This is a genomic window from Azospirillum formosense (assembly GCF_013340925.1).
Classification (GTDB): domain Bacteria; phylum Pseudomonadota; class Alphaproteobacteria; order Azospirillales; family Azospirillaceae; genus Azospirillum; species Azospirillum formosense.
Genome location: NZ_WHOR01000046.1, coordinates 14,408 through 27,929 on the forward strand (window position 1 = coordinate 14,408; position 13,522 = coordinate 27,929).

At 71.4% G+C, this 13,522-nt stretch carries 12 protein-coding genes and 2 pseudogenes; 3 read left to right on the forward strand and 11 right to left on the reverse strand.

Going from position 1 to position 13,522, the window contains the following annotated elements; all coding sequences use genetic code 11:
• Positions 1-63: 63 nt before the first annotated feature.
• From GBZ26_RS08880 to GBZ26_RS08910, 7 genes are all read right to left on the reverse strand, one after another.
• Positions 64-864 (reverse strand): response regulator, encoded by an 801-nt coding sequence (locus GBZ26_RS08880; protein ID WP_174438522.1) that lies wholly within the window; start codon positions 862-864, stop codon positions 64-66.
• Positions 861-1,958 carry a chemotaxis protein CheB gene (locus tag GBZ26_RS08885; RefSeq protein ID WP_174438523.1) on the reverse strand — a complete coding sequence of 366 codons (1,098 nt, stop codon included), beginning with the start codon at positions 1,956-1,958 and terminating at the stop codon, positions 861-863. The genes GBZ26_RS08880 and GBZ26_RS08885 overlap by 4 nt, the downstream gene beginning before the upstream one ends.
• Positions 1,955-4,210, reverse strand: a complete 2,256-nt coding sequence (locus tag GBZ26_RS08890; RefSeq protein ID WP_174438524.1) for a hybrid sensor histidine kinase/response regulator — start codon at positions 4,208-4,210, stop codon at positions 1,955-1,957. The genes GBZ26_RS08885 and GBZ26_RS08890 overlap by 4 nt, the downstream gene beginning before the upstream one ends.
• Positions 4,211-4,271: 61 nt before the next feature.
• Positions 4,272-5,948: a methyl-accepting chemotaxis protein gene (locus GBZ26_RS08895; RefSeq protein ID WP_174438525.1), complete on the reverse strand. Its 1,677-nt coding sequence runs from the start codon at positions 5,946-5,948 to the stop codon at positions 4,272-4,274.
• The gene (locus tag GBZ26_RS08900) at positions 5,945-6,571 is read right to left on the reverse strand and encodes a chemotaxis protein CheW (RefSeq protein WP_174438526.1); all 627 of its coding nucleotides are present in this window, start codon (positions 6,569-6,571) and stop codon (positions 5,945-5,947) included. Before GBZ26_RS08900 ends, GBZ26_RS08895 begins: the two co-directional genes overlap by 4 nt.
• Positions 6,571-8,019, reverse strand: a complete 1,449-nt coding sequence (locus tag GBZ26_RS08905) for a CheR family methyltransferase (RefSeq protein ID WP_174438527.1) — start codon at positions 8,017-8,019, stop codon at positions 6,571-6,573. Before GBZ26_RS08905 ends, GBZ26_RS08900 begins: the two co-directional genes overlap by 1 nt.
• Entirely contained in the window at positions 8,016-8,510 is a 495-nt protein-coding gene (locus tag GBZ26_RS08910) for a chemotaxis protein CheW (protein ID WP_343207246.1), read from the reverse strand. The genes GBZ26_RS08905 and GBZ26_RS08910 overlap by 4 nt, the downstream gene beginning before the upstream one ends.
• Before the next feature lie 320 nt (positions 8,511-8,830).
• Between GBZ26_RS08910 and panD the strand changes: the two are divergent.
• From panD to GBZ26_RS08925, 3 genes and pseudogenes are all read left to right on the forward strand, one after another.
• Positions 8,831-9,229, forward strand: a pseudogene (gene panD / locus GBZ26_RS08915) (aspartate 1-decarboxylase); the annotation flags it as partial.
• Positions 9,230-9,447: 218 nt separating this feature from the next.
• Positions 9,448-9,690: a hypothetical protein gene (locus GBZ26_RS08920; RefSeq protein ID WP_162801094.1), complete on the forward strand. Its 243-nt coding sequence runs from the start codon at positions 9,448-9,450 to the stop codon at positions 9,688-9,690.
• Between the two features lie 70 nt (positions 9,691-9,760).
• Positions 9,761-10,351: a hypothetical protein gene (locus GBZ26_RS08925; protein WP_174438529.1), complete on the forward strand. Its 591-nt coding sequence runs from the start codon at positions 9,761-9,763 to the stop codon at positions 10,349-10,351.
• Here GBZ26_RS08925 and GBZ26_RS08930 read toward each other — a convergent pair.
• From GBZ26_RS08930 to GBZ26_RS08945, 4 genes and pseudogenes are all read right to left on the reverse strand, one after another.
• Positions 10,306-11,328 (reverse strand): endonuclease/exonuclease/phosphatase family protein, encoded by a 1,023-nt coding sequence (locus GBZ26_RS08930; protein ID WP_174438530.1) that lies wholly within the window; start codon positions 11,326-11,328, stop codon positions 10,306-10,308. The genes GBZ26_RS08925 and GBZ26_RS08930 overlap by 46 nt on opposite strands.
• The gene (locus GBZ26_RS08935) at positions 11,325-12,146 is read right to left on the reverse strand and encodes a class I SAM-dependent methyltransferase (RefSeq protein ID WP_174438531.1); all 822 of its coding nucleotides are present in this window, start codon (positions 12,144-12,146) and stop codon (positions 11,325-11,327) included. Before GBZ26_RS08935 ends, GBZ26_RS08930 begins: the two co-directional genes overlap by 4 nt.
• Positions 12,147-12,151: 5 nt before the next feature.
• Positions 12,152-12,784, reverse strand: a complete 633-nt coding sequence (locus GBZ26_RS08940; protein WP_174438532.1) for a chemotaxis protein — start codon at positions 12,782-12,784, stop codon at positions 12,152-12,154.
• A 93-nt stretch (positions 12,785-12,877) separates the two neighbouring features.
• A pseudogene (locus GBZ26_RS08945) lies at positions 12,878-13,522 on the reverse strand (D-alanyl-D-alanine carboxypeptidase); the annotation flags it as partial.

The following is a 13,522-nucleotide window of genomic DNA, read 5'->3' on the forward strand; positions in this document are numbered from 1 at the left end:
AAGGTGTAGCACCTTAACCTTTGGTGCGCTGGGGATGAAAGCGCCTGAAAGCCCTATCCGCTCCTATGCGGAAGGCATTGGGGGAGACAGGCGGGCGAGATGGTCCTCCACCATGTATTTCCGGCGGAGCAGGGCCATCAGGCGGATCTTCAGGATGTCCATCGGCTGCGACTTGCCGACGAAGTCGTCGGCGCCGGCGGTCAGGCTGGCGGTCAGGCGGTCGTCGCCCTCCTGGCTGGTCAGGATGACGATCTGGAAGAACAGGCCGCGGCGCCGGCGGAAGCGGTCGAACCGCTCGCAGAGCTGCGTGCCGCTGGTGCCGGGCATCACGAGGTCGAGGATGACGCAGTCCAGCCCGCCGTCCTCCAGCGCCGCCACCGCCTCGTCGGCGTTGCGCGCGGCGACGACGTGGCAGCCGTCCTCCTCCAGCTCGGCGCGCAGGAACTCCCGGTAGGTCGCGCTGTCGTCCACCACCAGGATGCGCGCCCGCTGCAGGATGTCGGACACCGCCGGCGGCGCGTTGCGCCGGTCGAGCAGCGCCATGGCCTGCTGAACCACGCCCTGGGAATCGGCGGGATCCACCCGCTGCACGTCGGCGGGAACGCCCGCCTCCGCCGCCCGCTCCGCCGAACCGAGCAGCATCGCGGGGGCCGGGCAGTGCCGCCGCAGCTCCGTCAGGGTGCGGGCGGCCTCGCCGTCGGCCTCGACCATCAGCAGGTCGAAGGGACGGCGCGCCAGCTCGGCGACCGCGGGTTCCGCCGTTTCGACGCAGCTCGCCTCGATGCCCTGCTCCTCCAGCATCAGCTTCAGGAGAAGTCCCTGCGTTTGCGAGGCGATGACGATCAGCGCCCTGGGTCCATTCATGAGGGCTCTACTCCCGTCGAAACCAGTTCCAGCAAACGGGCCGCCACCTTGTCGATGGGCAGCTCCTCGGTAACGCCTCCCAGCCGGACCGCGGTCCCCGGCATGCTGTGGATGACCGCGGTGGAGGCGTGCTCCGCGATGGTGTAGGCGCCCGCCCGGCGCATGTCGGTGAGGCCGCGCGCCCCGTCCTCCCCCATGCCGGTCAGCAGCACGCCGATGGCGGCGGCGCCGAAGGCCGAGGCCAGGGAGGAGAACAGCACGTCCCCGGACGGCCTCTGGCCGCAGACCGGATCGCCGTGGACCAGCCGCATCCCGCCGGGATCGGCGGTCAGATGAAGCTCGCCGGGGGCGACGTAGACGTGGCCGGGCCGGTGCTTTGTGTCGGAGGCCAGCGCAACCGGCAGCGGCGTGACCGACCCCAGCCAGGAGGCGAAGCCGGCCACGAAGGGCGCGCCGATGTGCTGCACGACGAAGACCGGCAGGGGGAAGTTGGTCGGCAGCCCGCGCAGCAGCTTCACCAGCGCCGCCGGTCCGCCCGTCGAGGCGGTGATCCCCAGGGCGCGGAATTGCCGTTTCACCACGGACGGCGGCAGGGGCGGCGGCGGGACGGCGACGCCGCCGCCGCGGCCGCCATCGCCACGGGTTTCCTCTTCGCTGTTGCGCGGGCGCCCGCGCTGCCGGATCACCTTCACCTGGCTCATGATGGTGAGCTGGGTGCAGAGATGCCGGGCGACGGTCTGATAGTCGGCGCGGGCCATGCTGCCCGGCTTCTCCACCACCGCCAGCGCCCCGGCCTGGAGCGCCCGCATCGGGATGTCCAGGTCGCGCACGTCGGAGGCGACGACGACGATCGGCACGGGATGGTCGCGCATCAGACGCTGCGTCACGGCGAAGCCGTCGATCCCCGGCAGGCGGATGTCCAGCGACACCACATCCGGCCGCAGCGAGTCGACCATGCGCAGCGCCTGTTCGCCGGACGCGGCGATGCCGGCCAGTTCCAGCCGCGGGTCCTCGCCGATGACGTGGGCGAGCAGCTGCTGGACGACCGGGGAGTCCTCGACCACCAGGACGCGGATCTTGCGGGCGCCGGTCACAGCAGCCGCCGGATGCCGGCCAGAAGCTCGTTCTGGTCGAAACGGGTCTTGACGATGTAGGCGTCGGCGCCGAGATCGAGCCCGCGCTCGCGGTCCTCGTCGCTGGCGCGCGAGGTGACCAGGATCACCGGCAGGTCGGAGGTCATGGGGTTGCCCTTGACGGCCTGGAGCAGGGCGAACCCGTCCATCCTCGGCATCTCCACGTCGCTGATGATCAGGTTCACATCCTCCAGCTCGCCGAGCGTTTCGACCGCCTCGCGCCCGTCCACGCACAGCGTGACCCGGTAACCATGGGCCTCCAGGATGCTCTTTTCCAGGGTTCGCGTGGTGATGGAATCGTCCACAACCAAAATGTGCGGCCGCCGCCGCGCCGACTCGTCGACCGGACGGACCAGCGGCGGCAGGGCCATGCCGGGGCGCGGCGACAGGGCGGCGGGATTCAGAACCAGGGCCGGCGATCCGTCGTCCATCAGCACGGTGCCGAGGAAGCGGGCGGCGTCGATTCCCACCTCCTCCGCCGGGGTGACCACCGAGTCGCGGGTGGCCATCAGCGCGTCCACGACCAGCGCGACCCGCCGCCCGGCGGTGCGCAGGATGACGAGCGCCAGCGGCGCCCCGTTGCCGGGCGGCATGGCCCCGTCGTAGCCGAGCAATGCCGCCAGCGGCGTCACCGGAACGTCCTCCTCCTCCAGCCGGATGGTCGGGGCGGCGAGGTCGGTGAACAGCGTGTCCGCCGGCGCGCGCAGCACGCGCGCCACGTCGTTGCTGGGAATCGCCAGGATGTCGTCCTGGACCGCCACGAAGACCAGCCGCTGGCTGAGCAGGCTGAGCGGCACCTCCACCGTGACGACGGTCCCGCCGCCCTCGCGAGCGGCCAGCGTCACCGAGCCCTGGAGCCGGGTGACCTCCCGCCGCACGATGGCGAGGCCCATGCCGCGCCCGGCGTATTCGTTCGCCGTGGGAGCGGTGGAGAAGCCCGGTTCGAAGATCAGGTCGAGCAGCCGTTCCTCCGGCGCCGACTCCGCCTCGTCGGCGCCCAGCAGGCCGCGCTCGACGGCGTGGCGGGCGATGGCCGCGCGGTTCGGGCCGCGCCCGTCGTCCTCGACGCGCAGGACGAGGCGGCGCCCGACGACCGAGGCCTCGAAGCGGACGGTCGCCGCCGCGCGCTTGCCCGCGGCCACCCGCTCCTGCGGGGTTTCGACACCGTGGCTGACGGCGTTGCGCGCGATGTGCAGCACGGGGTCCTTCAGCCGTTGCAGGACCACCCGGTCGGCCTGGGTCTCCAGCCCGCGGATGTCCGCCTCGACCTCCTTGCCTTGGGCGCGGCTGATGTCGCGGATCATGCGGCCGAGGTTGCTGAACTGCGACTCCGCCGGCAGCATGCGGAGCTGCCGCACCTCGTCCTGGAAGCCGCTTCCCCAGCGGCGCAGCGACCAGAGATGACGGTCATGGGCGCGGTGCGCCGCGTCCAGCGAGGCGCCGAGCGCGCGGAAGCGCCGCTCGAAGGAGGACAGGCGCAGAGCCGTCTCGTCGCCCGCGAAGCTGATGCCGGCGGTCCCCGTGGCGTCGTGGGAGCCGCCGCGGAGCAGGCGGGGCCGCATGGCGTGCCAGCTCCGCTCCAGGGCGCGCCATTCGCCGCGCAGCTCGCGCAGCTCGGCGACCAGGGCCGACTGGTTCTCGATCTCCGGCAGGAGGCCGGCGGCGGCGGTGAACAGCCGTTCCAGCCCGGCGCTGCGGATGCGGACCAGGGCCGCGCTCTGGGAGGCGTCGACGGCGCGGGCCGGGAGCGGTGCGGTGGTGGGAGGCGCGACCGGTGCGACGCCCGCCTCAGCCGCGGCGGTGCGGCGCTGGACCGGTTCCGGCCCGCCGCCCTCGCCGCCCATGCGGGTCAATTCGGCCAGCACCTCGGCGATGTCCACCTCGCCGCCGCCGCGGGGCGCCCAGGCCACCACGTCCTCGATGGCGTCGAGCGCTCGGCGCACCACGTCGCGGGCCGCCGCGTCGAAGGGAACCGCGCCGCGCTGGATGGCGATGAAGGCGGCCTCCAGCCAATGGGACAGCCGCTCGACCTCCGGCAGGTCCACGGCACGGGCGGCGCCCTTCAGGCTGTGGGCGCGGCGGTGGATCTCCACCAGATCGGGGTGATGCGCCGGGTCCTTCTCCACCGCGCGCAGGGCCTCGCGGATGGCCGCGAGATGCTCCTTGTGCTCCAGGTCGAAGGCGGCGAGCAGGCGCGTGCGGATGTCGTTCATGCCGCCCGCACCTTCCGACCGCCCTTTCCTTTGCCCTCGCCGCCGCGTGCCGTCGCCATGGTCACACGCGGTAGTTCCGAACGGCCTCGACCAGACCCTGGCCGAGATCGTTGAGGTTGGTGGCGGCCCCTTCGAGCTGGCGGGTGCCGGCGGCGGTCTGGCTGCTCGCCTCGCGGATGTTCTGGAGCGCCTGGATCACCTGCTCCAGGCCGATCTGCTGCTGGTTGGTGCCGGCGACGATCTGCTGGAAGGCGAGCACGCTCTCCTGCACGCTCTCGGCGAGGTCGCGGATGGTCGACTGGGTGGCGTCGGTCTGGCGCTTGCCGGCGCCGACGCGCTTCACAGCCTCCTCGGTCAGCATGACCGAGGCGTTGATGCCGTGCTGGATCTCGCTGAGGTTTGAACGGACCTGGGCGGTGGCCTCCTTCGACTGGTCGGCGAGGCTCTTGATCTCGCTCGCCACCACGGCGAAGGTCCGGCCGTGCTCCCCGGCGGCGGCGGCCTCGATGGCCGCGTTCAGGGCCAGCAGGTGGCAGCGCTCGGCGATGTCGTTGACGGTCAGAATGATCTCGCCGATCGCCTGGGTGCGCTCCGACAGGATGACGATGTTCTCGGCGACGGCCTCCGCCTGCTCGCGGATGGCGTCCATCGCCTGGTTGGTGTCCTCCACCGCCTTCAGGCCGGTCTCGGAGTTGGAGGCGGCGACCTGGGCGTTCTGCGCCACGTCCTGGGCGCGGCGGTTGATCTGCGCGCCGGATTCGGTGATCTCGCTGAGCGTCGCGGTCGTCTCCTCCACCGCGGCGAGCTGCTGGGCGACGCTGGCCGCCTGCTGCTGGGTGGAGGCGCGGATCTGCGCGGTGGCGGCGTGCATGCTCTCGGCCGTGGCGCGGGTGGTCTTGGCCATGCTGCGCAGGTTGCCGGTCATCTCGTTGAGGTGGGTGCCCAGCTCGGCCAGCTCGTCGTCGCCGGGCACGACCACCGACTTGGTCAGGTCGCCCCTGCCCACCTGGGTGACGTAGCCGATGGCGGTGCCGAGCCGCTTGGTGACCGAGCTGCCGATCAGGATGGCGATGGCGACAGCCAGGGCCACCACGATGATCAGCGCCAGGATCGAGGAGCGCACCGCGTCGTCGTAGAGGGCGCGGATGTTCTGGCGCCCAGCCTCCGACAGGCGGCTGATGTCGCTGTGCAGGCTGGCGAGCTGGCCCGCCATGGCCACCCGCATCTCCTCGACACGGGTCAGACGCGCCAGCGCCTCCGGTTCGGTCCCGGCGGCCACCCGCTCCATCAGCGCGTTGGCTTCCTCCAGCATGCGCCGCGAATGCTGGTCGAAGCTGTTGATCTGGGCGACCAGTTCGCCCCAGATGCGGCGGCGGTCCTCCGTGGTGCCGTCCTCGGCCCGCTCGCCGGCGATCCGCTTGAGCTTGTTGATCTGCTCGAACATCACCGCCGAACCGTCACGATAGCGCTGGCGCAGCTGCGTGATGTCCGGCACGCCACCCTGGATCTGGGCCAGCGCCGCGGCGTGGGTCGCCGCCTCGCGGTAGCTGCGCAGATTGCTTTCGGTCACCTCGATCTCGCGCACCGCCTCCGACACCTGGATGTCGTAGGTGGCGATGCCCATCATGACCTTCATGCCGTCGGCGAAGCGCATCATCTGGAACGCCGCCAGCAGACCGGTCAGCAGGCAGACGATCCCGAAGCTGAGCATCAGCTTGTGCTTGACCTTCAGTTTCATTCTTCTTTCATGCTCCTCAGCGTCTCCAGGATCGCCGGCACGTCCAGCACGGCGACGCGGCTCCGGGTGATGGCGGTGACGAAGGTCCCGGCTTCCGGCGGGGCCTTCACGTCGGTTCCAGCCAGCTCCATCACCGTGTCCACGGTGCGCAGGCGAAGCGCCACCGGCCGCTCGCCGCCGCGCAGCACGACGGCGAAGCCGCCGCCCGCGGGGACCGCGTTGCGGCCGCACAGCCGGTCCACGTCGAACAGGCGCATCACCCGCCCGTCGATGGCGATCAGCCCCAGCAGCTCCGGCGTCGCGTGGGGCACGCGGGCCACCCGCGGCAGCGGCACGATGCGGGACAGATGGCGCAGGTCCAACCCGTACAGCCCGTCCGCTCCGCGCCCGACCAGCAGGGCGACCGGCGCCTCGGCCTCCGCCGCGTTGTCGGCCTCGTCGGCGGAGGGGACGCGCGCCAGATCCTCGGCGCGGCGGCGCAGGAGCGCGTCGGCCCAGGCGCCGCCCGGCGCCGCGGCCTCCGCCGCCTCCCGGCCCTGGCTGGCCAGACGCGCGCGGACGGCGGCCCAGTCGATGCCGTCTTTCACATCGGCCGCCTCTCCGGCTCCGGTCCGGTCGTCCATCACGGCTCCTCACCCGAGAACCAGAGGTCGATCATGCTGCGCAGTTCGGCCACGGTCAGGCCCCCGCCCTCGGCCACCAGCTCCGTCGCGTCGTGGGCGGCGACGGTGGCGCGGGCGTTGCGGAAATGGCGCTGCGCCGGGGCCAGCTTGCCGCGCCGCCAGTAGGCCAGGGCAAGATGGTAGTCGGCGAGCGCGAAGTCGGAATCCAGATAGAGCGCCCGCTTGAAGGCGGCGATCGGGTCGCCGACGCCCAACTCTTCCTCCAGCAGGCCCAGCCGGAAATGGGCTACGGGGTCGAGGCGGTTGCGCTCCGCCAGCGCGATGCAGGCGTCCAGCGCCGCCGCCCGGTCGCCGTCGGAGGCGGGTACGGGGGGGCTGGCCGGCGATGGCATCGGCGGCTGTGGTGTGGGTGGGGCTGCCGGCTTCACCGTGGCGGCGCGCAGCCGCGTCGAGGAGGCCGCCGCCGTGCTGCGTTTCGCTGGCGGCTTCGGCTCTGTGGATTTGGGCTCGGCGGCGGGAAAGGGTTCGACGAAGGGCGACGCCATGAAGGCGGGCGTCGCGGTCGCGGCCATGGCCGCCGCGGGGGCGCAGCCGGGGCGCGGCTTGCGGTAAAGGGTGGCGCCCGGAACCGGCACGGGGGTGAACAGGCTGTTGACCTGCTGTCCCGTCTCCGCATGGCCGACCACCAGCCAGCCGTTGGGAACCAGCACCTCGTGCAGGTTCTCCAGCAGGCGGGTGCGCGTCGGCTCGTCGAAATAGATCATGACGTTGCGGCACAGCACGACGTCCAGCGCGCCCAGGCCCCGCGGGTAGTTGGGCAGCGGCCCGTCCACGAGGTTGAACACGGAGAAGCTCGTCCATTCGCGGAAGCGCGGCTTGACCGCCCACAGGTCGCCCTGCCGGTCGAAGCATTCCGCCAGGACCGCCGGGTCGAGCCCGCGCACCGCCCAGTTTCCGTAGACGCCGCGCCGCGCCGTTTCGATGAAGCTGGCGTTCAGGTCGGTGCCGACGATGCTGACCTGCCAGTCGCGCAGCTGCTCGGCGAAATGCCGTTTCAGCAGGATTTCCAGCGTGTAGGCCTCCGGCCCGATCGAGCAACCGGCGCTCCAGATGCGCAGCAGGCGGCTCTCCCGGTTGCGGCGCAGGCATTCCGGGATGGCGACGGCGCACAGCGCCTCGAACTGCTCGGCGTAGCGGAAGAAGAAGGTCTCGCCGACCGTCAGCTCGTTGATGAGCGCCTGATACTCCGGCCCCGTCGGCCCCTCTCCGGCGAGCTGCGCCAGATAGGCGGCGAGGCCGAGGGTCGGCTTGTCCGACAGGCGGCGGTTGATGCGCTCCGCCAGGGCGGCGTCCTTGTCGGCGTAGTAGGCGAGTCCGGTCGCCCCGATGACGGCGGCCTTGATCCGGGGAAAGACGGGATCGCGCAGGATGGCGTCGATGCGGTTCATCGGGCTTCCTCCCCGGTCTCGGAATCGGGGGCGCCGAGCCGGGCCAGACGCTCGTCGGCCATGGCCTGGAAGGCGGCGAGCAGCCGGCCCTCCGCCTCGGTCAGCAGGCGGGTGGGATCGATCACCGTGGCCGTTCCGGTGCCGTGGGGAATGGTCGCCACGGCGCAGCCGTTGAAGGTCAGGCCGGTGTCGGTTGGCGTCCGCTCCGCGTCGGGGACCGGCAGGATGTTGAACACCCGCTCGGCCAGAAGGGCCAGCGGACGGTCGTCCCAGTCGGTCAGGAGCAGCGGGGCGTAGAGCTCCGGCGGCGCGGCCTCGAACCCGAACAGAAGGTCGAGCCGCAGGACCGGGACGGCGCGGCCCTGGTAGCGGAACAGCCCGGCGACCACGGCGGGCGCCGCCGGCGGGCGGTCGAGCCGGGGCAGCGGCAGGAACCGGCGCACGGACTCCGCCGGCAGGGCCAATGCCCTGCCGGAGACGGAAAAGATCACGTACCGTGTCGCGGATGCCGTCGCAGCCATCGCGGGCGCACACCTTCCCAATTCAATTGCCGGCCTATGCCCGTTGTCGGGTTCGAGAAGCGCAGCCGGACCCCGGACCCTATTGTTGGGCGGCGCCGGGGGGCTTGAAACCGGCGCAGAACATGCCGCATCGCACCCGGGATGGAAATACCACCAAAGGCAAAAGCTTCAGCCCAAGGTGGCGGTATGACGCCGGTCATACCGTGGGCGCCGGAAGGCTTGCTGTTTTCGCAATTGCGGTTACAAACATTCCCCCAACTGCCGACCGGCCGCACCGACCAGAGGGGATCATGATCAAGGTTGTCCGAGCAAAACTGCACTGCCTGCGCGTCACCGACGCCAACCTGAATTATCAGGGGTCGATCACGCTCGATCCGGAGCATTGCGAGGCGGTCGGGATCTACCCGCTGGAATTCGTGGAAATCTGGAACAAGAACTCCGGCGCGCGGATCAGCACATACGTGATTTACGGCGAGCGCGGCTCACGCTGCTGCGTGCTGAACGGTTCGGCGGCGCGGAGCTGCCAGCCGGGTGACGAGGTCATCATCGCCGCCTCCTGGTACTGCCAGCCGACGGAGCTGGCGACGCTGCGGCCGCGGGTGCTGACCTTCAACGCGGACAACAGCATCGACCGCTCGCTGACCTACGACGTGACGGCGCTGGACGGCGGGCGGTTCGACTTCGCGATTCGCGAGGGCGCCTTCCTGGAACCGGAACCGGCCTGACCCGCCGGCTTCCGAATCCCCGCATATAAAGGAAGCGGTTCCCGGCGAGTCCTCGCGCAAAGCGAGCGCATCGGTGATCTTCGCGTGATTTGCGAGGGATGGGCCGCGAGTCCCACTTGAACGCGCGGCAATTTTTGCCTACTCTACTGGGATGGGAGTGCGGACAGCGAGGAGTGCGTGTCATGGGCGTCAGCGGCATAGGGGGCTATCAACAGCAAGCCTTCACGACACCGTTAAGCAGCGGGCCGGCGGCCCTGCAGCAGACACGGGGAACCGACGCGAACCAGCAGGCCCAGAAGGCCGAAGAGGATCGCCGTCAGCAGGTCCAGGCCCAGGATCAGCAGGCGCAGCAGAGCCAGCAAGCCCTGTCGTCGGGCGGCAACACCACCCCGACCCGCGGACAGAACCTCAACATCACGGTCTGACCGCGCGTCGTCCAATCGGGGTCCGCCCGGCTGGTCCGGGACCGGACCCGCAGGGGAAAGGCGGCCAGCCATGGACATCCGAAGCGTTTCCGGCATCCAGGCGAACCGGCCGACTCCGGCATCGGCGGTTCCGACGCCGCAATCCGCGGTCGACGCCGTGGCCAATGCCGCGACACAAACCTCCCAAACCTCATCCAACGCTGCGGCCCAATCCGCCTCGGCGGCCTCCCCATCCGATCCCGTCGTGGTGGCGGGCGGCTACATCAGCCCGGTCCTGCGCTACGACCAGGGCGCCCGGCTGGCCGTCATCTATTTCCGTGACCGCTCGTCGGGCGAGACCCAGAATCAGATCCCGGCGCAACAGGTGGTGGAGGAATACCGTCGCACCGCCAGCCGATTGAGCGTCGCGACCGGCGCGACTGCGGAAGGTCCCGGCACGGGTAAAGGGGGCGTCGCATCCAGCGGCACCGCCACGCCGGACGGCGCCGGACGGAGCGCTGGTCCGGGATTCGATCCTCCCACGTCGAGCGGCGCCCCGTCCAGCGGAACGCCGCCCGCGACAGGCGCCGGTCCGACGGGAACCGCCCCGGCCGCCGTTCCCCGCGCCGCGGGGTCCTACGGCGCCGGTTCGCCGGGCGCCATCGTCTCCGTCACCGTCTGATCCGGCAGCTCGAAACGGGCGACCAGCGGCGCGTGGTAGCTTTCCGGGGAATGGCTGACCGTGGCGTGGGCCACCAGCTCGTCGCCCAGCGCCTCGTTGTGGATTTCGGCGGAGCGGAACCAGCCCAACAGGGCGCGCGACACCAGCAGATGGTCGAGCATCACCGCGTCGCCGCCGTGCAAAACGGTGAAGCGCCGCTCCTCGGGGACGGAGCGTTCCAGCGGCACCAGCGACCGCCCGGCGAGATGGCCGTTGCCGGTCTCATCGAGGTCGGCGCGGATGATGCGGACGGGGGTCTGCTCGATCTCGGCGTTGAGGTCGCCGGCGACCAGGATCAGCGCCTGCGGGTCGGCATCGAACACGCGCTCCACCGCCAGCCGGGCCTCCAGCGCCTGCCCGGCCCGCTTGATCGAGGCGAGATAGAAGCCCTCCGCCCAGCCGCCGACGCTTTTCCAGGTGGAGGCGTTCTTCTTCTGCCCCGGCACCGGCGCGGCGATGGGTGCCCGCAGATGCAGGTTGAAGATGTGCAGCCGCCGCCCGCCGGGCAGCTCGATCTCGCCATGCAGCACCGGTCGGTCCCAGGTCACGGCGTCGCCGCCGGGCTGGGCTGGGTCGGCGGTGACCATGCGGACCTGCGGGGAGGGCACAAGATCGTGCCGGTATTGCCGCGCCGCCAGGATCGGCCAACGGCTCAGCAGAACGAGGTTGTGGCGGTCGGCCAGCCTGGTCCCCTCGCCTCCGGAGGTCCGGTGGAAAGCGGCGTAGGGGCCGCCCTCCAGCAGCCGGTTCAGGGCGCGCAGGATTCGCGGCTCCCCTTTTGCGTCGCGCTGGCCGTTGACCTCCTGAAGGCACAGGATGTCGGCGTCCAGCCGCTCCAGCTGTGGGCGCAGGACGGCGGCGCGCTCCTCGAAGGAGAGGTCGCCGGTGTCGTCCAGGCTTTCCAGGTTGAAGGTGGCGATGCGGATGCTGCGGCTCATGACCCCTCCCCGGACGCCCGGCCCGCCGCGGCGCGCGGCCGCGCCAGGAACAGGTGGTTGCGGTTGATGCGCCGCCGCCGCCGCCGGTGCGCGCTCAGCATCGCCGTAGAGGCGACGAGCGTGGCGTCCAGCCCGGACTCGGCCATGCGCTGGGGGGTATCCGTACCATAAATCCGGTAATGATAGGGATGGCCGAAGGCGGCCAGCCGTTTGGCGGGGGTGTCCATCGCCGGGTCCTCCCGCGTCGGCCCCTTGGGGTCGTAGGGGAACAGCAGGACGGCGCGGCCCGAGGGCTTCAGCACGCGGGCGATCTCGCGCAGCGCGGCGCGGTCGTCGGGGACATGCTCCAGCACGTGGCTGGACAGCACGAGGTCGAACCGGCCGTCCGGGAAGGGCAGGTCGGTCAGGTCGGCCTGCACGTCGGCGGCCGGGTTGAAGCGGTCCAGCGTGACGTAGCGCCGGCCGTGCCGCGCCCGCAGCAGCGGCTCCAGGCAGGGTTCCGGGGCGGTGTGCAGGATGCGCAGCGACCGGCGCAGCACGTCCGTCCGCTCCGCCAGGAAGCTCCACAGGAAGCGGTGGCGCTCCAGCGACCCGCAGTCCGGGCAGCGCGCATTGCGCCGTCCGCCCAGGCCGAAGGGCAGGAAGCGCGCCGCCTCCCGCCCGCAGAGCGGGCAGAGCAGGGGGCCGGCGGCGGGGATCAGGCCGCGCGTGCCCTCGTAGCGCGGACGCTCGTACAGCGACTCCCGCCGGTAGACGGCGGCCTCGTCGAGGTTCTGGTCCGCGATGGCGGGCAGCAGGCGGGACAATCCATGGAGCATGGGGATCAGAACAGTTCCACGTCGCCATCGATCCCGGTCTTGCGCAGCCGGTCCATGAAGGAGGTTTCGGACCGCGCGATGTCCCGCACCGTCTCCTCCCCGATCAGGCGGCGCTGGGTGCGGCCGGAGGTCGGGTAGAAGCGCACCGCGCGGGCCGTCGTGCCGCCGACGTCCCAGCTCATCGTCGGGATGCCTTCGGCCGCCAGATACTCCATGACGAACTCGACGTTGCGCTGGCCGATGCCGGCGCTGCGCGGGGCGCCGTTCACGCTGGCCCCGCCGAAGATCTTGGCGCGCAGCCGGTCGCGCCGCCCCGTCGCGGTGAGCAGCCGGTTGATGAGCTGCTCCATGGCCGCGCTGCCGTAGCGGGAGGAGATGGACAGCCGGTCGCCGTTGTGGTCGGGCAGCAGGAAATGGTTCATCCCGCCGATCGCCGCGACGGGATCGAACAGGCAGGCGGCGATGCAGGAGCCCAGCGTGGTGGTGATGACGACGTTCGGGTCGTCGCTGACCACGCAGCCGCCGACCACGATGTTGACCACCTCCGCGCCCAACTGCCGGTCGTGGTAGCGGTTGGCCGCGATGTCCGGTGTGTCGGAACCCTGCTGGAGTCGGCGTGCGCGCGGGCTAATCGGCATCCAGAACCTCGGTGGGACATTCAGTCGCAGTGTACAACCGACCGTCGCCCTTCGCCAAGCGTCGCGCTCACGGGCGCCTGCAATCGACGCTCCTTACAGGCCGGCGATCCACAACTCCAGCAGGTCGGCCTGCAGCTTGCGGGCGCGGGCCAGCCAGGCGCGGGCCTCCGGGGGGATCTCGGCGATGCGGCGGTCCATCGTCCGGTCCATGGCGGCGCGTCGCTCCTCGTCGGTGACGAAGAAGGCGAAGCCGAGCGTGCGCCCGCCCGCCGTCGTCAGCGTTCCGGCCAGCGCCTTGGCGTAGGCCAGCGTGCCCGACTTGGCGCGCACGCCGGTGGGCAGAACCTTGCCCTCGTCCTCGCCGGGCAGGAGGGCCAGAACCGCCGGGCCGGCGCCCTGGATCAGCGCCATGGTCTGGGCCGGGGTGATGCGCGACGCGGCGCTGAGCCCCGAATGGTTGAGCAGCCGCAGCCCCGTCCAGTCGGTGTGCGGGGCCGCCATCATGGCCGGCGCGGTCAGCACCGCCGCCGACTCCGGCAGGGTCCGCACCGCCGGGTCGAGCCGTCGGGCGGCGGCCAGCCCGATCAGCTCCGCCGACAGGTTGTTGGAGTAGCGCCTTGACCTTGCCGGGCCAGTCGCGGCAGGGCTCCAGCACCGCGGCGAAGGCGTGGGTGACCAGCCGGTCGCGCTCCTCCGGCGGACGCTCCGCCGCCGCCGCCAGCAGGCCGCCCACCCCGC